General features: G+C 70.4%; 25 protein-coding genes. 5 read left to right on the top strand and 20 right to left on the bottom strand.

Annotation, left to right across the window (positions count from 1 at the left end):
- Positions 1-263: 263 nt before the first annotated feature.
- From P0Y48_11185 to P0Y48_11215, 7 genes are all read right to left on the bottom strand, one after another.
- On the bottom strand, positions 264-1511 hold the full coding sequence (locus P0Y48_11185) for an ROK family transcriptional regulator (GenBank protein ID WEK13022.1): 1248 nt from the start codon (positions 1509-1511) through the stop codon (positions 264-266).
- Positions 1512-1528: 17 nt separating this feature from the next.
- Positions 1529-2956, bottom strand: a complete 1428-nt coding sequence (locus P0Y48_11190) for a cellulase family glycosylhydrolase (protein ID WEK13023.1) — start codon at positions 2954-2956, stop codon at positions 1529-1531.
- A gap of 14 nt (positions 2957-2970) precedes the next feature.
- Positions 2971-3813 (bottom strand): carbohydrate ABC transporter permease, encoded by an 843-nt coding sequence (locus tag P0Y48_11195; protein WEK13024.1) that lies wholly within the window; start codon positions 3811-3813, stop codon positions 2971-2973.
- Positions 3800-4678, bottom strand: a complete 879-nt coding sequence (locus tag P0Y48_11200; GenBank protein WEK13025.1) for a sugar ABC transporter permease — start codon at positions 4676-4678, stop codon at positions 3800-3802. Before P0Y48_11200 ends, P0Y48_11195 begins: the two co-directional genes overlap by 14 nt.
- Positions 4679-4734: 56 nt before the next feature.
- A complete protein-coding gene (locus tag P0Y48_11205; protein ID WEK13026.1) occupies positions 4735-5982 on the bottom strand; it encodes an extracellular solute-binding protein in 1248 nt (415 codons plus the stop codon).
- 135 nt (positions 5983-6117) lie between these two features.
- The gene (locus P0Y48_11210; GenBank protein ID WEK13027.1) at positions 6118-6987 is read right to left on the bottom strand and encodes an EamA family transporter; all 870 of its coding nucleotides are present in this window, start codon (positions 6985-6987) and stop codon (positions 6118-6120) included.
- On the bottom strand, positions 6984-8240 hold the full coding sequence (locus tag P0Y48_11215; protein ID WEK13028.1) for a serine hydrolase: 1257 nt from the start codon (positions 8238-8240) through the stop codon (positions 6984-6986). Before P0Y48_11215 ends, P0Y48_11210 begins: the two co-directional genes overlap by 4 nt.
- Positions 8241-8362: 122 nt before the next feature.
- On the opposite strand from P0Y48_11215, the gene P0Y48_11220 reads away from it, so the two are divergent.
- A complete protein-coding gene (locus P0Y48_11220; GenBank protein WEK13029.1) occupies positions 8363-8674 on the top strand; it encodes a DUF2470 domain-containing protein in 312 nt (103 codons plus the stop codon).
- A gap of 58 nt (positions 8675-8732) precedes the next feature.
- On the top strand, positions 8733-9389 hold the full coding sequence (locus P0Y48_11225) for a biliverdin-producing heme oxygenase (protein WEK13030.1): 657 nt from the start codon (positions 8733-8735) through the stop codon (positions 9387-9389).
- A 42-nt stretch (positions 9390-9431) separates the two neighbouring features.
- Here the strand turns inward: P0Y48_11225 and P0Y48_11230 are convergent, their stop codons facing one another.
- The gene (locus tag P0Y48_11230; protein ID WEK13031.1) at positions 9432-10808 is read right to left on the bottom strand and encodes an AAA family ATPase; all 1377 of its coding nucleotides are present in this window, start codon (positions 10806-10808) and stop codon (positions 9432-9434) included.
- Between the two features lie 44 nt (positions 10809-10852).
- On the opposite strand from P0Y48_11230, the gene P0Y48_11235 reads away from it, so the two are divergent.
- Entirely contained in the window at positions 10853-11950 is a 1098-nt protein-coding gene (locus P0Y48_11235) for a hypothetical protein (protein ID WEK13032.1), read from the top strand.
- Here P0Y48_11235 and P0Y48_11240 read toward each other — a convergent pair.
- Positions 11939-14035, bottom strand: a complete 2097-nt coding sequence (locus tag P0Y48_11240) for an MMPL family transporter (protein WEK13033.1) — start codon at positions 14033-14035, stop codon at positions 11939-11941. The two genes, P0Y48_11235 and P0Y48_11240, sit on opposite strands and share 12 nt — an antisense overlap.
- Before the next feature lie 82 nt (positions 14036-14117).
- Here P0Y48_11240 and P0Y48_11245 point away from each other — a divergent pair, with 82 nt between their 5' ends.
- Positions 14118-14627, top strand: a complete 510-nt coding sequence (locus P0Y48_11245) for a MarR family transcriptional regulator (protein ID WEK13034.1) — start codon at positions 14118-14120, stop codon at positions 14625-14627.
- Between the two features lie 43 nt (positions 14628-14670).
- Here P0Y48_11245 and P0Y48_11250 read toward each other — a convergent pair whose 3' ends face one another.
- The 3 genes from P0Y48_11250 to P0Y48_11260 all read right to left on the bottom strand — a co-directional run bounded on the left by P0Y48_11250 (position 14671) and on the right by P0Y48_11260 (position 17863).
- The gene (locus P0Y48_11250) at positions 14671-16641 is read right to left on the bottom strand and encodes a cytochrome c oxidase assembly protein (GenBank protein ID WEK13035.1); all 1971 of its coding nucleotides are present in this window, start codon (positions 16639-16641) and stop codon (positions 14671-14673) included.
- Between the two features lie 127 nt (positions 16642-16768).
- Positions 16769-17047 (bottom strand): HU family DNA-binding protein, encoded by a 279-nt coding sequence (locus P0Y48_11255; protein WEK13036.1) that lies wholly within the window; start codon positions 17045-17047, stop codon positions 16769-16771.
- 219 nt (positions 17048-17266) lie between these two features.
- Complete coding sequence (locus tag P0Y48_11260) at positions 17267-17863, bottom strand: TetR/AcrR family transcriptional regulator (GenBank protein ID WEK13037.1); 597 nt, start codon at positions 17861-17863, stop codon at positions 17267-17269.
- 133 nt (positions 17864-17996) lie between these two features.
- Here P0Y48_11260 and P0Y48_11265 point away from each other — a divergent pair, with 133 nt between their 5' ends.
- Positions 17997-18815 (top strand): alpha/beta hydrolase, encoded by an 819-nt coding sequence (locus P0Y48_11265; GenBank protein ID WEK13038.1) that lies wholly within the window; start codon positions 17997-17999, stop codon positions 18813-18815.
- A 100-nt stretch (positions 18816-18915) separates the two neighbouring features.
- On the opposite strand, the gene rpsN is transcribed toward P0Y48_11265, so the two are convergent.
- The 8 genes from rpsN to P0Y48_11305 all read right to left on the bottom strand — a co-directional run bounded on the left by rpsN (position 18916) and on the right by P0Y48_11305 (position 24292).
- On the bottom strand, positions 18916-19221 hold the full coding sequence (rpsN, locus tag P0Y48_11270) for a 30S ribosomal protein S14 (protein ID WEK13039.1): 306 nt from the start codon (positions 19219-19221) through the stop codon (positions 18916-18918).
- A 4-nt stretch (positions 19222-19225) separates the two neighbouring features.
- Positions 19226-19396 (bottom strand): 50S ribosomal protein L33, encoded by a 171-nt coding sequence (gene rpmG / locus P0Y48_11275; GenBank protein ID WEK13040.1) that lies wholly within the window; start codon positions 19394-19396, stop codon positions 19226-19228.
- The gene (rpmB, locus tag P0Y48_11280; protein WEK13041.1) at positions 19396-19632 is read right to left on the bottom strand and encodes a 50S ribosomal protein L28; all 237 of its coding nucleotides are present in this window, start codon (positions 19630-19632) and stop codon (positions 19396-19398) included. Before rpmB ends, rpmG begins: the two co-directional genes overlap by 1 nt.
- A gap of 325 nt (positions 19633-19957) precedes the next feature.
- Entirely contained in the window at positions 19958-20623 is a 666-nt protein-coding gene (locus tag P0Y48_11285; protein WEK13042.1) for a DNA-3-methyladenine glycosylase, read from the bottom strand.
- Positions 20620-22062, bottom strand: coding sequence for a hypothetical protein (locus P0Y48_11290; GenBank protein ID WEK13043.1), 1443 nt, complete (start codon positions 22060-22062; stop codon positions 20620-20622). The genes P0Y48_11285 and P0Y48_11290 overlap by 4 nt, the downstream gene beginning before the upstream one ends.
- Before the next feature lie 2 nt (positions 22063-22064).
- Complete coding sequence (locus P0Y48_11295; GenBank protein ID WEK13044.1) at positions 22065-22910, bottom strand: TIGR03943 family protein; 846 nt, start codon at positions 22908-22910, stop codon at positions 22065-22067.
- Positions 22903-23898 carry a permease gene (locus tag P0Y48_11300; protein ID WEK13045.1) on the bottom strand — a complete coding sequence of 332 codons (996 nt, stop codon included), beginning with the start codon at positions 23896-23898 and terminating at the stop codon, positions 22903-22905. The genes P0Y48_11295 and P0Y48_11300 overlap by 8 nt, the downstream gene beginning before the upstream one ends.
- Positions 23888-24292, bottom strand: a complete 405-nt coding sequence (locus tag P0Y48_11305; GenBank protein WEK13046.1) for a transcriptional repressor — start codon at positions 24290-24292, stop codon at positions 23888-23890. Before P0Y48_11305 ends, P0Y48_11300 begins: the two co-directional genes overlap by 11 nt.
- Between the last annotated feature and the right edge of the window lie 142 nt (positions 24293-24434).

A 24434-nucleotide genomic window follows, 5' to 3' on the forward strand; every position in this document is an offset into this window, starting at 1 on the left:
TCATTGAGAGTTGCTGAACTCTGGCGTCGTCGCGTCACGGGTACGACGCGTCAGGGGCGCAGTGCGATCGGACAACGAGCAGACTCTTTTGCACAATCGATTTCACTACCGCTTGAAGCATCACTATAGAAGTTGCCAGAAGATCGGTCAACGGCATATTCCGACAAGTGCGCAATCGAATGCGTAAAGGTGTCCGCGCGGGTCTCGCGCGAGCTCGACCCGGCACGGCGAGAGACGCCGTCTTCCGCGGCGCACGCCGCGGGTCATCCGACGGTGCGGGCGTCGATCGCCTCATCCACCGCGCGTCCCTGCGCGATGAGCTGCTCGATCGGCATCAGCGCCGAACCGAGGGCGACGGTGTCTCCCCCGAACGTCGCGGGCACCAGGTCGAACTGATCGGCCAATCGGCGCAGGCTCCGTGCGCGCGCCGCGGCGAGCACGGCATCCGCCCGGCGCTCCATGAGCCGCAGCCCCACCCAGCCGCCGACGACGATGCGCTGCGGGTTGACGAGATTCACCATGCTCCCCAGGGCCGCGCCGAGCGCGTCGATCGCGTCGTCGACGACGCGGGATGCCACGGGGTCGCCCCCGTCGGCAGCGTCGAGCAGCGCGCCGAGTGCGGTCCAGCCACTCCCCTCGAACACACCGCCCGCGGCCCGCCACGCACCGAGGATCGCATCGGCGCCGACATAGGCCTCGACGCAGCCGCGGTCACCGCAGCGGCACGGGTCGCCGTCGAAGCGGATCTTCGTGTGCCCCCACTCGGTCGCGCTGCTGAAGGCACCGTGCGCGAGCTCACCGTCGTTGACGACGCCGAGACCGACGCCGCGGCCGAGGAGCGCCACGAGCGCGTGCGCCGTCCCCCGCGCGGCGCCGAACCACAGTTCCGCCCGCGCCTGCGTCTTCGCACCGTTCTCCGCGAACACCGGGAGATCGCCCGCGAGGTCGGTGGGGATGCCGTGCGGCTCCCACCCCAGCGACTGCGCGAAGAGCGTCTGCGTGCCGTCGGGGGACGTCTCGACGACGCCCGGCAGTCCGAGGCCGATGCCCAGTACGCGGGGCCAGCGGTCGGCGTTGCGTTCGCGGAGGGCTGCGACCGCTTCTCGCAGGTCGCGGTGGATGTCCTCGGGGGTCTCCTGGTGGGCGCCGCCGCGGAACTCCCGGTCCACGAGGTTCAGGCCCAGATCGAAGAGCTCGACCGCGACACCCCGCTCGCCGACGTCGGCGCCGACGGCGTACGCGCCGTCGCGGCGCGGACCGATGATCGCGATCGGGCGGCCGCCGCGCGAAGCCCGGCTCCCGTTCTCGGCGACGAGCCCGGCCGCCATGAGTTCCGTGACGATGTTGGCCACGGCGGCCGTCGACAGTCCGCAGTGGCGCGCCACGTCGGCGCGCGTCGTCTCACGCTCGCGGATGATGAACTGCAGCGCCGCCGAGCGGTTGCGGTGACGCAGGTCGGTGACCGTCAGCGACTCCGCCGCCGCGAGGTGCCGGCCTCCGGGTGCGCTCATCCTCCGAAGGTATCCGGTCACGGGCGCACGGTCACGGTATGCACGACGATCCGCGCGGATGCCGTCAGGACGAGGGCCTCCCCGTCCCACCGCACGGTCAGGGCGGCGGGGTCGTCGGCATCCACCGTCCACGACGACGGCTCCGCGGCGAGCACGAAGCGCATGACCTCGCCGGGGTCGAGGATGCTGCCGACGACCTCGTCCGCAGCGTAGTCGGCACCCGAGGGGCGATCCCACACGGCATCCGGGATCGGCTCGGCGGAGGTCTCGGCGATGGGGCGCTCGTCGGCGCGCGCACCGGCCCAGCCGGGGAGGGCGAGCGCGGGGCGGGCGAACAGCGCGTCGAGCACGGGAGTGCGGACGGCGCAGCGCTCCGCACCCACGGCGTCGAGGTAGTCCTCCAGTATGCGCCACGCGGCATGCGGTTCGACGTCGGCGGTGAGGTCGGCGATCGACGACCATCCGTCGGGCACGGATGCCGACAGCGGCGACGTCCGGGTGTCGAGCTTCTTCCAGGGCCAGAAGTTCCAGCCGATGCCGTGCCGTTCGTACAGTCGCGTCGCGGCATACACCCAGGCGGGGGTGTTCTCGCCGCCCTCACCCATGTAGATCGGAGTCGCGAGGGCATCGCGCGCCTCGAGGTACGGGGCGATGCTCGTGCGGTCGGGCGGGCACCAATAGCGGTGGAATTGCAGCGCCTGATTCGCGTCGAAACGTTCCGCCAGCGGCTCCCAGTTCGTCGCCCAGTGACTCCCCTCGTACATGAGGAGGTGCCGATCGTCGATCGCGCGGATGGCATCCGTCAGATCGCGGTACAGCACGACGAGATCGTCGCCGTACCGGTGCTGCCACTCGTGGGGCAGCGGCTCGTTCAGGAGGTCGTAGCCGAGCACCGTCTCCTCGTCGCGGTAGCGACGGGCCAGCTCCTCCCACAGCGCGATCGTCAGCTCGCGGTAGCCCGCGTGCATGAAGAGCTCCGGCATCCCCCGGGGCGAATCGTCGATGTTGGTGCCGGTCTGTCCGCCCGGAGCGCCGTGCAGGTCGAGGAGCACCCGCAGGCCGTGGCGGCGCCCGGCGGCGATCGCCCGGTCGACGAGTGCGAACCCGTCTTCGAGGAAGCGGCCCCCCTCGTCCTGCAGCACTCGCGCGTTCAGCGGCAACCGCACGTGGTCGAACCCCTGTCCCGCGATGAGCGCGAAATCGTGCTCGGCGACGAAGCGAGCCTGGAACCGGCGCCAGAACTCCGCGGCGCGCTCGGCGCCGACGAGCGACGCGAACCGTGCCTCGATCTGCCGGGGCGAGGCGAGGCCGTCGCCGAAGCGCCACATGTAGCCCTCGGGCAACAGCCAGTTGCCGAGTCCCACGCCCCGCAGCAGGAGCGGACCCTGGTCGTCGACCAGGCGCACGCCGTCGGCGCGGACGAATCCGGAGCGGGTCGTGCTCATCAGTTCGGTGTCCTTCACTTGAGTCCGGAGAGGGCGAATCCCTGCACGATGTAGCGCTGGAAGACGACGAAGACGACGAGGATCGGCACGACCATCAGCGTCGACGCCGCCATCTGCAGCGCCGGGTTCGTCGCGATCTGCTGGTTGAGGAGCGAGAGACCGACCGACAGGGTGTACAGCCGCTGATCGTTGGCGATGATGAGCGGCCACAGGAAGCTGTTCCACCCGGCGATGAAGGTGAGCACCACCTGGACGGCGAGGATGGGCCCCGACATCGGCAGCACGATCCGCAGGAAGATGCGCCACTCCCCGGCGCCGTCCATGCGGGCCGCCTCGATGACCTCGTCCGGGATAGTGGTCATGAACTGGCGGAAGAGGAACACGCTGAAACCCGACACGAGCATCGGCAGGGCGATGCCGATGAGGGTGTTCGTGAGGTCGAGCCCGTTGAGGATCAGGTAGCTCGGGATCATCGTCACCTGCCCGGGGATCATCATGGTCACGAGCACCAGGAAGAAGAGCGCGTCGCGCCCCGGGAACGCGAACTTCGCGAACCCGTACCCGGCTGCCGCCATCAGCAGCAGGCCGACCATGCAGATCGCGACGATGAGCAGCGTGTTGACGAGGTAGCGGCCGAAGTCGAGCTTCACGAACAGCTCGACGAAGTACTCGAAGGTCGGCTCCTGCGGGAGCAGCTGCGGCGGGTAGGCGACCGATTCGCTCCGCGGCTTCACCGAGCCGAAGATCATCCACAGGAACGGGAAGGCGGTCAGGACGGCCCCCACGGCGAGCACGGCGCCGATGACGATCACGCCCGGGCGGACGCGCCGGCGGCGACGGATCTCAGTAGTCGACATCGGCCCTCCTCGCGCGCAGCTGCACGACCGTGATGACCGCGATGACGACGAACAGCACGACGGACCCTGCCGAGGCGTACCCGAACTGACTCGCCGAGAATCCCTTCTGGTAGAGGAACAGCGAGATGGAGGTGGAGGCGCCGAGCGGTCCGCCCTTGGTCAGCACGAAGGGCTCGTCGAAGAACTGCAGCCACGCGATGATCGTCGTGATCGTCACGAAGAAGAGGGCGAAGCGCAGGAGCGGAAGCACGATCGACACGGTCTGCCGCAGCCGGGATGCTCCGTCGATGGATGCCGCCTCGAGGTACTCCCGCGGCACGCCCTGGAGGGCCGCGAGAAGGATGATGACGTTCAGTCCGATGCCGCGCCACACCGCGACCCAGACGACGGAGAACTTCACGACGACCGGGTCGGAGAGCCACGGGACGGGCGGCAGGCCCACGAGCGAGAGCAGGTGGTTGAAGAGGCCGAACTGCGTGTTGAAGAGATATCCCCACACGAGGGCGACCGCGACGATCGCCGTGATCGCCGGGACGAAGTAGAACGAGCGGAGCGCCCGGAAGAACCGGCTCTGGGAGCTGTTGAGGCCGAGCGCGATGAGCAGCGACAGCCCGACGACGCTCGGCACTCCGACGATCGCGAAGAGGGCCGTGTTGCCCATCGCCTGCCAGAAGGCACGATCGGCGAAGAGCGCGGCGTAGTTGTCGGTGCCGATGAAGCGGATGCGGCTCCAGTCGCCGAGCCCGGCGAGGTTCATGTCGGTGAGGCTGACGATCATCGCGACGGCGATGGGCAGCACGCCGAAGGTGATCAGCAGCAGCATCGCCGGCGTGATGAAGGCGTAGCCGGTCAGTCGTGGTCTCATCGTTCTCCCGGGAAGACGGGGCGCGACCCGGTGGCCGCGCCCCGTCGGGCGGTGGGTCAGTTGACCGAGGTGCCGGACGTCGTCTGGAACAGGGCGTCGAGCGTCTGGTCGCGGTCGGCGCCCGTCAGCACGATGCTGTTGAGGGCGTCCAGGAGCGCCTTACCCGTCTCGCCGTCCCAGTTCGGAACGAGCGGCAGCAGGCGCGCGTCGGCGAGCTGCTGCGTGTACACCTCGACCATCGGGTCGGCGGCGAGCGCCGGGTCGGTGAGGGCGTCCTTGACCGTCGGGAGCTGACCGTCGCTCTCGAACCAGGCCACCTGGGTCTCGGGCGTGGAGAGGAAGTCGAGCAGGTCGAGCGCGCCGTCGGTGTTGTCACTCGATCCCCACACGCCGAGGTTCGATCCGGCCAGGAGCGACGTGCCGGCCGCACCGGTCGGGAGGGTGGTGACGGTCCACTTGCCGTCGAGTTCGGGTGCGGCATCCGCGATGGCTCCCGCGAGGTACGGCCCGCTCACGAGCATCGGAGCCACCCCCGAGACGAAGCCCTGCGTCTGGTCGAAGTCGCTGTTGGTGGGCACACTGCCGTCGGCGTACAGGCCGGTGTAGAGGTCGACCGCCCGCTGGAACTCGGGGGTGTCGAAGTCGATCATGCCGTCGGCGTCGACGATCTCGCCGCCCTGGTCCCACGTCATGACGACCGGCAGCGCACTGTCCCACTGGGGGATGTAGTAGCCGTACTGGCCGTCGCCGCGACCGGCGAGCGTCTTCGCGTCAGCACGGAGCTCGTCCCACGTCGCGGGCGGCGCGTCGATGCCCGCCTCGCTGAGGATGTCGGTGCGGGTGAACAGCACGCGGGTGTCGGACACCCACGGGAGCGAGACGATGCTGCCGCCGATCGCCGTGGCATCCCCGGCCACGCCGTCGATGAAGTTCTCCGCCGCGAGGTGGGGGTGGTCGGCGAGCGTGTCGGCGTCGAGCTCGAGGAGCGCGCCGCTGTCGGCGAAGGTGCGGAGCTTGGAGACACCGATCTGGATGATGTCGGGTCCGTCGCCGCTGGCGACGGCGGTCGTGAACTTCTGGTCGATCGCGTCCCACGGCACGGCGACGGTCTCGACGGCGATGCCGGTCTCCTCCTCGAAGGGGGCGACGAGGGCGTCGAAGTTCGCGGAGCTGTCGCCCATGATCCACACCGTCAGATCGCCGGGGGCGGCGCTCTCTTCGGCGGTGGGCGTGGTGGTGCAGCCGGCGAGGACGAGGGCGCCGACCGCGAGCAACGCGGGCGCCGTGATGCGGGTGCTCTTCATTGAGGTTTCCTTCCCAGAAGGTTCGTACGTCTGCGGCGATGCCGACGTACACGCTGTGCGGGCTCGGTGCCCACGGTCAGTGTGGCGCTTATTCTTCGACTTTGTCAAGCCCAAAGAATAAGTCGGATGCCGGTGTCATCCGAGGGGCTCGGCGGTCTCCCTCGCCCGCCGTCCCGCCGCTCGCACCGCGCCGACGGATGCCGCGATCACGAGCCCCATCCCGACGATCTCGAGGAGGGTGAGGCGCTGTCCGAGCAGGACGAAGCCGGCGACCGCGGCCGTCGCGGGCGCGAGGCTCATGAGGATCGCGAAGGCCGACGCCGGGAGGCGCCGCAGCGCGAGCAGCTCGAGCGCGTACGGGATCGTCGAACTCAGGACCGCGACGGCGGCGCCGATCGCGAGGAGGTCGAGGCGAAGGAGCGCCTCCCCCGCGTTCACGATTCCGAACGGCAGCGACAGCACCGCGCCGACGGTCATCGCGAACGCGAGCCCGTCGAGCCGCGGGAACGCAGCGCCGACCCGCGCGGATGCCAGGATGTACAGCGCCCAGCTGACCGCCGCCCCGAGCGCGAACACGACGCCGAGGAGGTCGAGCCGGTCCCAGCCGCCTCCGCCGAGGGCCACGACGCCCGCGAGCGCCAAGGCTGCCCACAGCCACGCGGAGGCGCGGCGGCTCGCGATCACCGAGAGCACGAGCGGCCCCAGCACCTCGATCGTCACCGCGACGCCCAGGTCGAGGCGCTGGAGCGCGAGGTAGAAGCAGGCGTTCATGACGGCGAGCACGGCGCCGAACCGCAGCACCGCCCACCAGTCGGCGCGCGCGTACCCGCGCCACCCCGGGCGCGCGATGACCAGCAGGATCGCGGCCGAGAAGACGAGCCGCAGCATCACCATCCCGAGCGGACCCGCCTCGGGGAACAGCTGGAAGGCGAGGGCGGCGCCCACCTCCTGGCACGCGAGCCCGACGACGACGAACGCGACCGCGGAGGTCGCCCTCGCGTTCACGGCAGGGGGCAGATGGCGCTGTCGACGATCGCCTCGCCGAACGTCGCGGCCTCCCACGGGAGTCCGCCGGCCTCCGGCGCGGTCTCTCCCGATGCGGCGGGAGCCTTGGATGCCACGGCGGCGAGCTGCCACGCGAGCTGCCGGGCGACGGTGCCGCTCGCGCGCGAGTTGTTCAGCACGACGGCGACCGACAGCCCGGTCTCGGTGTCGGCGTAGGCGGCCGTCAGGTACCCCGGCACGGAGCCGGAGTTGCCCACGAGCGAACCCGCCTGGAACGCACCGCCCTTCGCGGTGAACCACGACGGCGCGCTCCCCGAGATCGGCAGGGGGTCGGCGAAGCGCTCCTCGGTGTCGTAGGAGCGGACCCCGAGCGCCACCGCCTGGATGTAGTCGCTCAGCTCGTCGATGTCGGACACCGCACCGCCGGCGGTGAAGCCGGTCGTCGGCGACATCGACGTCAGGTCGGTGGGGGCGGCGCAGTTCGTGGCGCTCTTCGTGGTGCCCGAGCGCAGGCCGTTGAGCCAGCCGTCGGAGCCCCTCGTCGTCTGCGGGAGGCTGCTGCCGTCCATCTCCAGGGGCGCGAAGACGTACTCCTCGAAGAGCTCGGCGGCGGTCTGGTGCGAGGCGCGCTCGAGAGCGAGCGCGAGCAGCAGGTAGCCGGTGTCGGAGTCCTTGTACGCGGCGCCAGGCTCGCCGTCCAGCCCCTTCGCCACGCCGTAGGCCACGAGCTCCTTCGCGCTCCACGTGCGCGTGGGGTTGGCGTACCAGCGGCTGGCGACCTCGTTGGCGTAGGTGCTCAGGCCGCTCGAGCTGTCGCAGAGCTCGCCGAGGGTGACCTCTGCGAGCGAGGGGAACCCGCTGAGCCAATCACCCAGGGCGTCGTCGATCGAGACGATGCCGCGATCGGCCATCCCGTACAGCACGTCGCACGTCATCGTCCGGGTGACCGGGCCGATGCGGAACTTCATGTCGGTGGTCACCGCCGGCCCCTCGGGAGTGGTCGTCCCGAGCGCCTTCGTCCACACTCCCGACCAGGGCGCGCGCACCTCGACGATCGCGCCGGTCGATCCCGTCGCGGCCATCGCCGTCTCCACGGCCGCCTGCAGCCGCTCCTGCATGTCGCCGGGAAGGTCGCCCTCCACCTGAGCGATCGGTTCGCGTTCGACCGAGGCGCCCGGCGCGCAGGCCGTGAGGCCCAGAACGGCGACGGTCAGCGCTGCGAGCAGACGATGTCGACGATGACTGCTCGGCATCCGTGACCCCCCGATTCGTGTCGGATTCCAGCCTACGTCATGGCTTCGGACGGCCCCGGGTCGGCACCCCGCGAGGGGCCGCCCGCCCGAATCGGATGCCGAGGATGTGCGACAGTGTCCCCATGACCCACGTCTTCGACGACGCCGCGCTGCGCGGTGTGCTCGGCCACATGAACAACGACCACATCGACGACAACGTGCTCATCGCGCGCGCGTTCTCGACGGTGCCCGATGTCGTGGCGGCCGAGATGACCGGGTTCGACGGCGACGGCGGCCAGTGGCGGGTCGTGACGGCATCCGGGACCGACGACACCGTGCGCATTCCGTGGCCGGGCGGGGCCATCTCGGAGCGTCACGAGGTGCGGCGCGAGATCGTCGCCCTCTACGACCTCGCGTGCGCGCGCCTCGGCGTCACGCCGCGCCCTCACGAGTGACAGGACCTCCGCAGAAACCTTCAGGTTAGCTGTACCTAACTTCCGCTATGCTCGTGCCATGCCCGAGCTGATCCCGTTCTCCACGGCGCTCCGCGAGCGCTCGTCCTCCGCCCACGCCGGTAGCGAGCATGCCGGATTCATGGCCGACCTCATGCGCGGCCAGGGCACGCGCGACGACTACGTCGCCCTCGTCGTGCAGCACTGGTTCATCTACGAAGCGCTCGAAGCGGCCGCCGAGCGCATGAAGGCCGACCCGGTCGCCGCGACGTTCATCAGCGACAAGCTCACCCGCCTCCCCGCGCTCGAGGCCGACCTCGAGTTCCTGATCGGCGCCGACTGGCGCGATCGCGTCGAGCCGCTGCCGACCACCCGTCGCTACGTCGAGCGCATCCGTCAGGTCGCCGCCACGTGGGCCGGGGGCTTCGTGGCCCACCACTACACCCGCTATCTCGGCGACCTCTCCGGCGGGCAGTTCATCGGCCGGCTGATGGCGCGACAGTTCGGCTTCGACACGAACGGCATCGGCTTCTACCTGTTCGCCGACATCGCCGACCCCAAGGCGTTCAAAGAGGTGTACCGCGAGCAGCTCGACGCCGCCCCGTGGGACGCGGCCGAGCAGGAGCGCGTGATCGACGAGGTCCTCGTCGCGTACCAGTTCAACACCGACCTCTTCACCGACCTCGCCGCGGCGAAGTCGGCAGCCGCCACGGCCTGACGGCGCGTCACCGCTCGGCGCCTGCGTCAGCCGGCGCGCTCGTCAACCGGCGCGCTCGGCGGCGCGCACGCCGGCCATGAACCGCCGCACGTCGGCGTCGACGAGGATGTCGCTCGGGCGCAGCGGACGGCTGAGGTACAGGCCGTCGAGACTCGTGAGCCGGGAGAGCGCGACGTACGTCTGCCCCGGCGCGAACGCCCCCGAGCCGAGGTCGATGACCGCGCGATCGTACGTCTTGCCCTGGGACTTGTGGATGGTGACGGCCCACGCCAGCCGCAGCGGGAACTGGGTGAACTCGGCCACGATGTCGCGGGATAGCTTGCGGCTGCCGGGATCATACGCGTAGCGGAAGCGTTCCCAGACGGTCGGCTCGACGTCATGCTCCTCGCCGTCGATCTCGACGCGGACGGTGCCGCCCGCGATGCGCGTGACCGTGCCGATCGAGCCGTTGACCCAGCGCGGCCCCTCTTTCCCGCCGAGGTCGTTGCGCAGGAACATCACCTGCGCCCCCACCTTCAGCTGCAGCTCGACGTCGGCGGGATACGCCTCGCCCCGGCCGAAGTCGCCGCTCACGTCGGCGCGCGCCGTCTGCACGGGCCCCGTCAGGGCGTCGAGGTGGCGCTGATTGATGCGGTTCACGATGTCGTTGCGCGTCGCGAGGGTGATGATCGGCGGCTCGCCGTCGACGGGCTCCGGCACGGGACGCGCCCCCGCCGCGTTCAGCATCCCCGCGATCTCCGCCGTCACCACGCCGTGCCGCACGGCGTTGAGCATCGCCTTGAACCCGTCGTCGGATTGCCGGTGGATCTCCCGCAGCTCCTTGATGTGGAGGGGCGCGCCGACGCGTCCGAGATCGAGCAGACCGTCCGAGCGGATGGCGCCGGCATCGGCGCGCGGCCCCGCCCACACCTGCGCGTCGAAGAACCAGAACGACCGGTAGTGGTCGTTGATGTACTTGAGCTCGTCGCCGCGCGGCGGCACGGGCGACAGCTGGTACGGATCGCCGAACATGACGATCTGCACCCCGCCGAACGGTTCGGCCCGCCGACGACGCGCCTGCCGGAGCGAGCGGTCGATGGCATCCATGAGGTCGGCGTTCACCATCGACACCTCGTCGATGACGAGCGTGTCGATCGCGTTCATGATCTTCCGCGCGGGTTCGGACTGCTCCAGCTCGCTGTCGGCGATGAGGCCGATCGGCAGACGGAAGAGCGAGTGGATCGTCTGCCCCTCGACGTTGAGGGCCGCGACGCCCGTGGGCGCGCAGACGGCGATCTGCTTGTGCGTGTTCCACGCGAGGTGCTGCAGGAGCGTGGATTTTCCGGTGCCCGCCCGGCCCGTGACGAACACGTGCTCGCGCGTGTCCTCGATCAGGCGGAAGAGCTCCTCCTGCTCGGCGGACAGGGCGGGGATGCTCACCGGGTCCATGCTAGTTGTCAGCCGGGATTTCCTAGACTGACACGATGCAGGATGCGACGAGCGGGCCGGATGCCGCGGCGGAGACCCCCGTGGTCCCGACCCGCCGGCGTGCGCGTCGCCGTCCCCTCGCGTTCGATCTGACCGCCCTCGCCGTCGTCGGCGTGCTCCTTGTCGGCGCCCTCGCGGCCGCCGGGGCGGTCGTGTACCAGCAGCTCTACAGCCCCGCCGCCTTCGTCAGCCGCTACCTCGATCTCCTGGCGCAGGGGCGGGCCGCCGACGCCCTCGCCGTCCCCGGAGTGCGCGTGGAGTCCTCGCAGCTGGAGGCCGCCGGCCTTCCGACGGATGCCGCCGACGCGCTGCTCCGGGGCGCCGCCCTGGCCCCCCTGGATGCCATCGACATCGTCTCGACCACCGAGAAGGACGGCGTGTCGACGGTCACGGTCGAATACGACGCCGGACCGCACCGGGCGCGGACGTCGTTCACCGTCGAGCAGGCCGGCATGATCGGGGTGGCACCCTCGTGGCGCTTCGCCAAGACGCCCCTGGCCGTCATCGACCTCACGGTGCGCGGCGCGATGCAGTTCTCGGTCAACGGTTTCGAGATCGACAAGCGCCAGGTGCTCGAGGCGGGCGTCGACGCCGACCCGCTGGAGCCGGTGCCGCTGCTCGTGTTCTCGCCCGGCCTCTACTCGATCGCCGTCGACACCCCGCTGTCGACGAGCCCCGGGGTCGCCGTGCTGTCGGACAAGCCGCGGGCGGAGATCCCCGTCGACCTGCAGACGGAGGCGACGGAGAAGTTCACGGACGTCGTGCAGAAGGAGGTCGAGTCGTTCCTCGAACAGTGCGCGACCCAGGAGGTGCTCCAGCCGACCGGATGCCCGTTCGGATTCACGGTGCGCAACCGCATCGTCGACGTGCCGACGTGGTCGATCGCCGAGCAGCCCGTCGTGTCGATCGAGCCCGACGGCGCGGACTGGAAGATCACCCGGACGCAGGCCGTCGCCCACATCGAGGTGGACATCCAGTCGATCTTCGACGGCTCCGTGCGTCGCGTCGACGAGGACGTGCCCTTCTTCCTCGAGGGTGACATCACCGTGCTGCCGGACGGCACGGCATCCATCACCGTCTCGTCAACCGACTGACGTCGACACCGGTGCGGGAGCGGATGCCGCCGCGTCGGCGTCGCTGACGAGCGGTCGCCGGGGCCACCAGAAGCGGTCGCCGGTGAGGAACGCGAGCGCCGGGACGATGACCGTCCGCACGAGCAGCGTGTCGATCAGCACACCGATGCAGACGATGATGCCGATCTGCGTCAGGGTGATGAGGGGCAGCACCCCGAGCACGGCGAACACCGCGGCGAGCAGGATGCCGGCACTCGTGATGACGGCACCGGTCGCAGCCAGCGCCCGGATCATGCCGCGCGTCGTGCCGAGCGTTCGGGACTCCTCCTGCGCTCGGGTGACGAGGAAGATGCTGTAGTCCACGCCCAGCGCCACGAGGAAGAGGAAGCTGAACAGCAGCACGTTGACGTCGATGGCGGGGAACCCGAACAGCGGCGTCTGGAACAGCCACCAGCTGGCACCCACCGCCGAGAAGAAGCTCGCCACGACGGCCAGGAGCAGCAGGAGCGGGGCGACGAGTGCGCGCAGGAGCACGATGAGGACGACGAGCACGAGCACGAGGATCAGCGGGATGATGAGCGCCTGATCCCGGGCCTGCGCGTCGGCGACGTCCAGGGCGCGCGCGTCGAGCCCGCCGACCAGCGCCGTCCCCGAGCCGACGTCGTCGAGCTGAGAGCGCATCTCCCGCACGGCGTCGAAGGCCTCGGCGGTCTCGGCGTCGGCGTTGAGCGTCACGTCGATGCGCACGAGGTCACCGGACTCGTCGCCGGCGACGGCGGTGTCGACCCCGGTGAGTCCCTGCAGCGCGTCGACGGTCTCGGCCGCCTCCTCACGGGGGGCCACGACGACGGCCGGCGAGGTCGTCCCCGCGGAGAACGCCTCCGCCAGGATCTCCTGGCCGCGCACCGCTTCCGGCTTCTGCAGGAACCGGTCGTTCTGCGAGAGTCCGGTCTGCACGAAGAACATGCCACTGGCGAGGGCCGCGAGCACGACGAAGCCGGCGGCGGCGACCCAGCCCGGGCGGCGCGAGACCGCGACGCCGAGCTTGCCCCACGGGCTGCGCGAGATGGCATCCGGGGAGCCGAACCGCGGGACATAGGGCCAGAACAGGCCACGCCCGAAGAGGACGAGGGCGGCGGGGAGCACGATGAGCGCGAACGCCATCGCCACGATGATCCCCACGGCGCACGCGAGTCCCAGCGCGCGGTTGCCGGCGAGCTCGCCGAGGAGCAGGGTCGCGAGGGCCAGGGCGACGGTCGAGCCGCTGGCGAGGATCGCGGGACCGGCTCCCCGCACCGCGCGGCGCATGGCCTCGCGTCGATCCTCGTGGAGCCGCAGTTCGTCGCGGTAGCGCGCGATGAGGAGGAGGGCGTAGTTGGTGCCGGCGCCGAAGACCAGCACCGAGAGGATGCCGGTGACCGACGCGTCGAGCTGCACACCGGCAGCGGCGGCGACGCGACGCGCGACGATGCCCGCCGAGGCGTCCGCGACGCCGATCACGACGAGCGGAACGAGCCACAGCCAGGGGCTCCGATAGGTGATGAGAAGGAGGATGGCCACGACGATGACAGTCGTGAGGAGGAGCGTGAAGTCGGCTCCCGCGAACACGGCGGCGACGTCGACCTCGAAGCCTTCGGCACCGGTGAGGTAGACCTGCACGCCGTCGAGGTCGTCGGCGGCGAGATCGCGGATCTCCTGCGCGCGCTCGGCCTGCTTCTCGACGTCGGGCTCGGGGTCCAGCGGTACGACCAGCAAGGCGACCTCGCCGTTGTCGGAGACCTGTGCGGGCGGGATGAACCCGTCGGGAGTGAGGTCGACGAGATCACCGAAAGCCTTCGCGTCGATCGCGGCGCGCTGGTCATCGCTGAGCGGACCGTCGTCGGCCGCGAACACGACGAGAGCGGACGTGCTGTCGGCGCCGGGGAAGTCCTCCAGCAGCTTCTCCACCTGGACGGACTCCGCCGAGTCGGGCAGCCCGACGGCGGGGGCGGTCTCGGCCTCCTCGGCGGAGCCCCAGGCGAAGAGGGCGCCGACGGCTGCGACAGCCAGGACGAGGATGATCCACGACGTGCGCGCGGACGTGATGAGGCGGAGGAAAGACGACATGAGCACTCTTTCGCGGTGAACGAATCTCGCTAGATTCTCTAGCTACATGACAAGCTAGCGTATCGATCCCTACAATCAAAAGATGGCGGAATTTCGACCGCGTCCCTCTGACGACGATTCGGAGCGGATCACCCAGCCGGGGGGATTCCCCCTCCGGCCGGCGACGATGCTCCTGCGCGACTTCCTGGAGGTCAGCGAAGCGTTCGAACGCATCATGAGGCGAGAGCTGAAGGTCAACGCGACAGACCTCGAAATGATGGAGAACCTGATCGCCTCGGGGCCGCTGCCCCCGTCGGAGCTGTCCGAGCGACTCGCGATCTCCACGGCATCCATGACGACGGCGATCGATCGCCTCGAAGCGCTCGGGCACGTCACCCGCGAACCCCATCCCACGGATCGGCGTCGCGTGCTCGTCGTGCCCACCGAGGACTCCCGCCGCGAGGCGATGTCGCTCCTGATGCCGATGATCCTCGCGATCGACGCCGAGATCGACCACTTCACCGACGACGAGCAGCAGGTCATCACCGACTACCTCACGCGCGTCGTGGGAGCCTACCGGCGTCGCGTGACGGGCGACGACGCGACGGACTGACCTGGCCCGCGCCCTCCGGCCCGATCACCCCGACGGCCGGCGCTCAGCGGCGGGCGTCGCGCTCGGCGAGCTCCGCGAGCCGCCGGTTGTAGTCCTCCAGCTCGGCATCGCCCGTGCGCTCGGCCTGACGGTCCGCGCTGCGCTGCGCCCTCTCGTCGGATCGGCTCCACTGCACCGCCACCACGATCGCGAGGATGAGCGTCGGGATCTCCCCGACCGACCACGCGATGCCGCCGCCGGTGTACTGGTCGGCCAGGGGCGACGCGCCCCACGTGCGACCCATCGCACCGAACCACTCGGCGACGAAGAGGCCGGATGCCATCATGATCGCGATGCCGAAGAACGCGTGCATCGCCATGACGCCGATCAGGAGCACCAACCGGAACGCGTGGGGCAGGCGGTACGGCACCGGGTCGATGCCGACGAGCGACTGCACGAACAGGTAGCCCGAGATGAGGAAGTGGGCGATCATCCACTCGTGGCCGAGGTGGTCGTACAGCGACCAGCGGAAGAGCTCGCTGTAGTAGAACACCCAGAGCGATCCGATGAACATCGCGGCGGCGAACAGCGGGTGCGTCACGACACGGGCGAACGGGGTATGCACGGCCCACAGCACCCACTCGCGCGCTCCGCGCGTGCCGTCGTCGCGCTTGCGCACGGCGCGAGCAAGGAGGGTGACGGGAGCGCCGAAGACGAGACACATCGGGATCGCCATGGACAGCAGCATGTGACCCACCATGTGCATGCTGAACAGGTAGTCCTGATAGGCGTTGATCGGCCCGCACGTGACCCAGCCCAGCAGCAGGAGCCCGACGATCCACAGCACCGTGCGGTGCAGGGGCCACCGGTCGCCGCGGCGCTGCAGGCGCCACACGCCCGCCAGGTAGAAGAACAGCCCGAACCCGACGGCGAACGCCCACAGGGGATCGACATCCCACGACGTGAACCAGCGGTCGATCGTGAGCTCCGGAGGCAGCGGAGCCCCCGTTAGCACCTCGGCGGGCGTCTGCACGTCGGGCAGCGAGGTGTCCACGGCGGGCGGCGTGCGGGCCAAGGCGGCCGCGGCGCCGCTCGCGATGCCCATGAACGCCAGCTCCAGCGCGATGAGACCCCAGAACACGCGGGATGCGGCATCCTCCGCGATGCGAGCGATCAGCCGTCGCCGGTACCAGGCGCCGAGCACGCCGATCGACAGCAGGGCCACGATCTTCACGAGCAGCAGTGCCCCGTACGGGGTGGCGAGCTGCGCGATCCCCACGCCGCCGGCCACCGCGCGGAGGGTACCCGACACCGCGACGACGACGAACGCCGCGAGGGCGATGCTGGAGTAGCGACCGAGCACCGCCGCAACGCCGCGACGGTCGAGGAGGGGACGTACGACGATGAGCAGCAGCAGCCCCCCGAGCCAGACGGCGGCGCCGATGACGTGCAGCGCGAGCGCCATGACGGCGGTGTTGTGGTTCGCCTCTTCGCCCGAGTGGCCCTGCGAGGCCATAGGGATGAGGGCGGCCACGGCGAGGACGCCGACGATCAGCGTGGTCGTCCAGCCGCGCACGGCGAACGTGAGCACGGTGAGCACCGCGCCGGCGATCGTCGTCAACAGCCAGGCACGGCCGAGTTCCGTGTCGACGAGGAAGCGTCCCAGCTGCTGCCCGAACTGCGCGTCGGCGCTGGGGGCCTGGTTGTAGACGCTCAGGAACGTGAGGAAGGCCGTGATCGCCGCACCGATCGTGAAGCCCGCGGCGGAGACGGATGCCGTGTCGAGCGCCGCGTCGAAGGGGCGCTCCCCCGCGCGAAGGGCGAACAGCGCGAGGACGAGCGAGCCGATCATCCCGGCCGCCGTCAGGTTCACGACCAGCTTGACGGCGGGAAGCCCCCACCGCACGATGGGCCCGGGATCTCCCACGACGAGCGGCGCGGCCCCGCCGCCGTACGCCAGCCCGAGCAGCAGGGTCACGAGCGCCGCCGCGGCCAGGATCACCGGCCCGGCCAGCCGGAGCGCGCGGGAGTTCACTCGTCCAGCGTAGTTCGGTGCGGGCGGCCCCCCGACCGCTCACCCCGCTCACCTCGCGCGGGAACGACGAAGGGGGATGCCGGATGGCATCCCCCTTCTGTGCAGGTTTCCTGCAGCGGCAGCAGTCTTACTTGACGGCAGCCTTGAGCTTCGAGCCCGCGGTCACCTTGACGCGCTTGCCCGCGGGGATCTTGATCTCCGCACCGGTCTGCGGGTTGCGGCCCGTGCGAGCCGAGGTCTCGACCTGCTCGAACGCGATCCAGCCGGGGATGGTGACCTTGTCACCCTTGGCGACGGCCTCGGAGACGGTCGAGAACAGCGCGTCGAGCACGCCCGAGACGGCGGACTGGCTCTGGCCCGTCGCGGAAGCGATGCTGGCGACGAGCTCGGTCTTGGTGATGGCCATGGGGTTGTCCTCCAGACGGCGAGGGGCCGCCTTCAGTTACTTCGGACCGAGCGGCTTGCGCCGTCGGCTGGTCGGTTGGACCGCCCCCGAATATACCTACGATGCGCGTGATTCCGCGGATTTCCGCCCCTGAACCGGCAGTTTGGGCGGCGTGTCGCCCCGATTCGGGCCGAAAGTGACGATTTGCGAAGCTTTCGACGCCCGTGGGAGGGGATGCCGTCAGCGGCGGTGCGCGTCGATCACCGTGCGTGCCGACTGCGCGAAGACCGGCGCGACGACGTCGGTGCCGTCGAGATAGCCCCCGACGAGCGCGGCGTCGCGCAGCAGCACGAGCGCGCCCGCGACCTCTTCCGGGTCGCGGAGGTCCGCCGCGGCGGCGAGGTCGCGCAGGGTCGTGCGGAACCAGTCGCGATGGGTCGCGATGAGCGAGCGCACGGGTCCGTCGTCGGGGTACTCGGCCGCCGCGTTGATGAACGGGCAGCCGCGCGTGTGCCGGTGGGCGATGTCGGCCTGGATGCCGGCGACGACGAGATCGAGCAGCCCGTCGGGCGCGGCGCCCGAGGCGGCGGCTTCGGCGAAGAGGGCGCGCAGCCCGGCATCCTCTCCCTCGAGATAGGCCAGCACGAGGTTCTCTTTGCCGGAGAACTGCTTGTACAGGGTCGCGCGCGTGACCCCGGCGACCTCGATCACGCGGTCGACGCCGACGGAGTGGATGCCCTCCCGGTAGAAGAGCGCGGTCGCGGCCGCGAGGAGCCGCTCGCGGGCGGGCAGGCCGGAGGCGGCGATGTCGCCGACGGCGACGGGTGCGGAGCTCATCGTCACATTCTCGGTCATCTGGGGAATATCCTTGCGTAGATAGAACGTTCGGTCTACCATCAGGATACATCAGCCGGGAACGACCGGCTCCCCGCACCACACCGACACGCACCACTCGACCAAGGAGCACGACATGACCACCTCGACCAAGACCCCCATCGTCCTCATCCACGGCCTCTGGATGACCCCGAAGAGCTGGGACACCTGGGCCGACCGCTTCCGCGCCGCCGGTCACGACGTCATCGTCCCCGGATGGCCCGGCATCGACGACCGCACCGTCGACGACATCCGCCGCCACCCCGACGCCCTGAAGGGCATCGGCATCCGCGACATCGTCGACCACTACGAGCGCATCATCCGCGCCCTGCCCGAGAAGCCCATCATCATGGGCCACTCCTTCGGCGGCCTCTTCACCCAAATGCTCGCCGACCGCGGCCTCGGCGTCGCCTACGTGGGCGTCACCCCCGGCCAGCCCGCCGGCATCACGACGCTCCCCTTGTCGACCCTGTGGACGGGCACGCCGATCCTCTCCAACCCCTTCGACAAGAACGGCGCCAAGCCGCTCTCGAAGCGGCACTTCCACTTCACGTTCGGCAACGACCTCGACCGCGCCGCCTCCGACGCCCTGTGGGAGGAGTTCGCGGTCAACTCGTACAACCGTGTGTTCTTCGAGGGCGTCGCCGGCGCCTTCAACGAGAAGGGCGGCGTCTCGCACGTCGACTACGGCCGCACCGACCGGGCCCCTCTGCTCGTCATCGCGGGCGAGATCGACCACGTCGTGCCGCCCGCCATCGCCCGGGCGATCGTGAAGAAGTATCGTGCGACCGGCAGCCCCGCCGTGGTCGACTACCGCGAATACCCCGGACGCAGCCACCGCATCGTCAGCCAGGACGGCTGGGAAGAGGTCGCCGACTTCGCGCTCGAGTGGGCGACCACCCACGCCGCCGCCTGACGGCATCCGTCACGTCCCCCGCGTCGAGACCCTAGCCGGCGGGAACGCCGAAGGCCGGAACCCCCGAGAGGGTTCCGGCCTTCGTGTGCTGTGCGGGTGCTTACCAGCTGGACTTGGTCACGCCGGGCAGCTCGCCACGGTGCGCCATGTCGCGGAAGCGGACACGCGAGATGCCGAACTTCGAGAGGTGGCCACGGGGGCGACCGTCGATGGCGTCGCGGTTGCGAAGACGCACCGGCGACGCGTTGCGCGGCAGCTTCTGCAGGCCGACACGGGCCGCCTCGCGGGCCTCGTCGGTCGCGTTCGGGTCGACGAGGGTCTTCTTCAGCTCGGCACGCTTCTCGGCGTAACGGGCGACGACCTCCTCGCGCTGGTTGTTGCGCGCGATCTTGCTCTTCTTGGCCATGAGATCAGCGCTCCTCTCGGAATTCGACGTGCTTGCGGATCACCGGGTCGTACTTCTTCAGCACGATGCGGTCGGGGTTGTTGCGGCGGTTCTTGCGCGTCACGTAGGTGTACCCCGTGCCGGCGGTCGAACGCAGCTTGATGATCGGACGGACGTCCTGAGCCTTCTTCGCCATTAGAGCTTCACACCCTTCGCGAGGAGGTCCTTCACGACCGACTCGATGCCGCGGGCGTCGATGACCTTGATGCCCTTAGCCGAGACGTTCAGCTTGATGTTGCGACCAAGCGAAGGAACGTAATAGGTCTTCTTCTGCACGTTCGGGTCGAAGCGGCGCTTCGTCCGGCGGTGCGAGTGCGAGATGTTGTGACCGAAGCCGGGAACTGCTCCAGTCACCTGGCACACTGCTGCCATAGTGATGTCTCCTTAGTACCGTGAGGCCGGACGGCCCCACCCAAGATCCCTTGTCTGCATTTCGCACGCAGCCGAACCCCGCCCGGATGTACCGGTCGTTGAGCGAGAAGCGAGTCGAAACGCGAACTGCGTGCTGGAGTGCGCGCAGACGAAGAGTCAGTCTAGCACGGGGGGCGTGTCGGCCGTTTCGTCTCGCTCCGCTCGCTCAACGACCGGGGGGTCCGCTCGCCCAACGACCGGGGGGACAGTGTCGCCCGTTTCGTCTCGCTCCGCTCGCTCAACGACCGGGGGGTCCGCTCGCTCAACGACCGGGGGGGACGCTCGCTCAACGACCGGGGGCGGCACCGCGCCCCCACCGGAACGCGGACACCGTGGCATCCCCCGGGATCCAGAACCGCCAGGGGAAGGCATCCGTGCCGGCGATCCCGGCCACTCCCACGCGAGGTCCCGTGGAGATGTCGGCGAGGGGAGCCGACGGGAGGTGCAACCTGGCGACCGCTCCGTCCTGCGGTGCGCCCGTGACGGCGTCGATGCCGTCGTGACGTGGATGCCGGAGGCCGACGGCGTCGCCCAGCCGCCCCGGCCCGCGCGCGAGGTCACGGGGCGCACGCGCCGCCGGACGCCGCACCGCCGCGGCATCCTGTCCCTCGACGACCTCGCCGCCGCGCAGCAGGATTCCGCCCGCGACGCCCTCGGGACCACTCACGACGTTGACGCAGGAATGGATGCCGTGGCTGAGGTAGACGTACAGGTGGCCGGGCTCGCCCCACATCGTGGCGTTGCGGGCGGTCGGGCCCATGCGGGCGTGAGAACCGGGATCGGCCACGGGGCCGGTGCCCTGGCCGTGATACGCCTCGACCTCCGTGATCCGCACCGCGACGGTCGCACCGTCGACGGTCGTCCGCAGGAGTCCGCCGAGCAGCCGAGGCGCCACCTCGAGCGGAAGCCCCTGGAGCGCCTCCCGCGTCGCGGGCACGAGTGCGGTGGTCATGGACGCGGGGCCGACTGGCACCAGGAGACGTCGAAGCCGCGCAGGGCGACGACCTCCTTTCCGTCGGCGAGCGAGACGACGTGCGTCTGCAGCCGCTCGGGCAGCGGCAGCTGGTAGCCGTCGTACGGGTTGTCCACGATCTCCGGTGCCACCAGGAAGGCGGCGTACCGCCCGCTCGGCGAAACGCACGCCTGCATGAGCGTCGCGTCGGCGGCGACGTCGAAGACCGTGCGGGCCTCACCGTCGGCGTTCACGACGGCGACCGAGGTGGACTCGACGCTGATCCCCGCGTCGTCGAGCTTCGACAGCACGCGCACGGTACCGCCCGACCCGTCCGGGAGTCCGATCACCGACCACGCCTGGCCGAGGGCGGGATCGGTGGGCGGGAGGTCCCGCTCCTCCGCCGTCGCGAGGTCGATCGCGACGAGGCCGTCGACCCGCTCCACGATGGCCGTCGCCGAGCCGCGCGCGATGCCGTCGATCGCGATCGCATTGCCGAACGACACGGGCGCGCCGCCCGGGGTGACGAGGGTCAGCGCGCCGTCGAACGTGAGCATGAGGAGGCTGTCGGTGCCGGGCACGAACCGCCAGTCGTCCACGCGCGAGTCGCCCCCCTCGCGCTCCACGAGCGTGGGGGCCTCGTCGCCGCGCGACGCCGACAGGGATGCCGTGAAGAGCGCCGCCTCCCGCCCCGACTCCGCATCGATACCGGCATCCGTGAACAGGTAGCCGATGAGGTTGCCGCGGTCGGCGCTCTGCAGGTCGGTGACGGTGCCGTCGCCGGGCAGGGGGAGCTCGCGCCGCCCCTCGCCCTCGAGGTCGGTGACGACGAGGTGGGACAGACCCGCGTCGTCGACGGTGGACATGACGAGGTGCCCCGCGGTCGCGCGGAAGTCCTCGATGTGGGGGTCGGTGAAGACGGGCACGGCGGCGTCGCCGGCGAGGTCGGTGCGGAAGACCGTATCGCCGCTCTCGGCCCGCTGCAGGATGTACACCTGCAGCGGCGGCGTCGAGAGAGTCTCCTCGATCGTCACGACAGGGCCGCCGCCGAGGCCCGTGACGCCGTCGATGCGCACGGTGTACTCGGTGTCGTCCCACAGCGGCAGAGCGAAACGCAGTCCGACGCTGCGGCCGGACGTGTCGACGGTGAAGTCCGCCGCCGGGGTGACGGTGACCTGCGACGGGTCGATCTCCTCGAGCGACTGACTCGTCGTGAAGATGACGCGCGAACCGGATGCCGTGACCGCTGCGGTCGGATCGAACTCGACCGACGTGACCCGCGGCCCCTGCGCCGTCGTCAGCGCCGCCCCGCCCAGCGCCACCGCCGCGAGGATGCCGACGACCACCGCGAACGCGACCGCGAACGCCCGCCCGCGGCGACGGCGGGTGCGGGCGCGGCGGGTGGCGTCGGGGGTGCGCGGACGGGCGTCGGTCGTCACGGTCAGTACTCGTAGGGGTCGCGGGGCTCGTCGATCGTGTCGACGGAGGTCGCCTGCACCTGCAGCCGGCCGTCGATGTCGCGGATGGTCCCCGTCACGGTCACCCACTGCCCCGTCGGGAGATCGGCGGGCGCAGCGGATGCCGCGGCGTCCGTGATCGGCACGCTCGCCGGCTGGGCGTCGATCACGCAGTGCGTGATGACGAGACGGGTGAGCCCGAACCCGGCGTCGGAGGGGGTGACGAAGCCCGTGAGGGTGACTTCGTCGCCGTCGAAGGCTTCGGGGTTGGTGGCCGTCGCGAACACGCTCGCCCATTCGCCGACCCCGAACGACGCCGTGTCTCCGGTCGCGGCGAGGGCGACGGTGTCGGCGCCCTGGAAGAGGGGCGGGGCTCCCGTGTCGCGCGACATGGCGAGCTCGGCCGACAGCGTCGCGGGCGGGACGAGCACGATGGCGGCGACGATGCCCGTCGCGAGCACGCCGCCCGCGCCGATCGCCGCGCCGCCGAGCACCGCCGCGGGGCGGAGCGGTCGGCGGGTGTCGTGCGCGTGACCGTCGTGGGCGTAGCCGTGGTCGGTGTCGTGGGTGTCGTGCGTGTGGTGGGCGTGGGCGCCCGCATCGCCGTGGTCGTGGCCGTGGTCGGCCTCGGCGCCCAGCGGCAGGGCGAAGCTCACGACCGACCCCAGCAGCACGAGCACCGACATCGACACCGCGAACCAGTTCGACGACGGGTTGATGTAGAGCGCGAGCTGGTCGGTGACGGCGAGCGCGATCGTCACGGCGGCGAGGCCCGACGCCAAACCGACGCCGAGCAGGCGGGTGCCGAAGCGGCCGAGGAACTCAGACAAGGAGGTTCACCACCCCTCCGACGGCGATCGCGAAGAGCACGATGACGACCACGAGCCCGGCGAGCACCTTCGTGCGGAAGGTCGTGCGCAGCAGCGCCAGCATCTTCACATCGATGAGCGGGCCGACCAGCAGGAACGCGACGATCGACCCGGGAGTGAACGTCGAGGCGAACGACAGCGCCACGAAGGAGTCGACGTTCGAGCAGATCGAGACGATCATCGCGAGCGCGATCATCGCGACGATCGACAGCACGGGGTTCGAACCGATCGCCAGCAGCGCCTCGCGCGGCACGATCACCTGCACCGCACCGGCGAGCGCCGAACCGATGACGAGCGCCGGCATGACGGCGCGGAGCTCCACGACGAACTGCGCGAGGCTGCGACGTCCGCGCCCGCCGCTCTCGGTCTCGGCGATCTCGCACGTCGCACGGAAGCGGTCGGTGAGCAGCCCGTCGGGGTCGGGGTGGCGGCTGTAGAGCCAGCCGATGAGGTTGGCGACGACATACCCGCCGACGAGCCGCGCGATGAGGATGCCGTCGTCGAACCCGAACGCCTGGTGCGTCGTGATGATGACGATCGGGTTGACGATGGGTGCGGCGATGAGGAAGGTGAGTGACTCGGGCACCGTGAAGCCGCGCATCAGAAGGCCGCGCGCGAACGGCACGTTGCCGCATTCGCACACCGGGACGAGCATGCCCAGCAGCGACAGGACGGCGCGGCGTCCCCAGGGGTTGCGTGGCATCCATCGTTCTATCGCCCCCGGCGGTACCCACACCTGCACGACGATCGACAGCATGACGCCGAGCACGACGAACGGCAGCGACTCGATGAGCACGCTGAGGGCGAGGGTCAGCCCGTCCTGCGCCCGCGTGGGCAGCTCCGGGCCGGGCGCGAGGAGCGCGAGCGCCAGGATCGCCCCGACGACCCCCACCCCCACGGCGACCGCGCCCGCTGTGCGCAGCGGCGCGGTGCGGGTGTCAGCGGTCACGTCCCGCCGCGGCGGTGCAGTCGGCGCAGAGTCCGAAGATGTCGACGACGTGCTCCGCGCGGGTGAAGCCGTTCGCGGCAGCCGTGCGCTGCGCCCATTCCTCGACGTCGGTGGCCTGGATCTCGACCGTCGTGCCGCAGTTGCGGCAGATCAGGTGGTGATGGTGGCCGTCGCTCGAGCAGGCGCGATAGATGGCTTCGCCCTCGGGACTTTGCAGCTGGTCGGCTTCGCCGCTGGCGGCGAGCGTCGCGAGGGCCCGGTAGACCGTCGCCAGGCCGATACCCGTGTTGTCGTCGCGGAGCGCCGCGTGGAGGTCCTGTGCGCTCACGAACCCCTGGGTGTCGGAGAGCGCCGCGCGGACGCGGTCGCGCTGCCAGGTGTTGCGCTGGGCCATGCCGGCGAGTCTACCGCCGCCGTTTCAGAGGCGGCTGGGAGGCGGGGCCCCGGGCCAGGCGTGGGTAACTCCTTCGATCCGTCGCGTGGAGCCTCCTCCCGGCCGGTTGCGGCGGGTGCGTCGCCCGATCTGGAGGAGTTAG

The organism is Candidatus Microbacterium phytovorans, assembly GCA_029202445.1.
GTDB classification, from domain to species: domain Bacteria; phylum Actinomycetota; class Actinomycetes; order Actinomycetales; family Microbacteriaceae; genus Microbacterium; species Microbacterium phytovorans.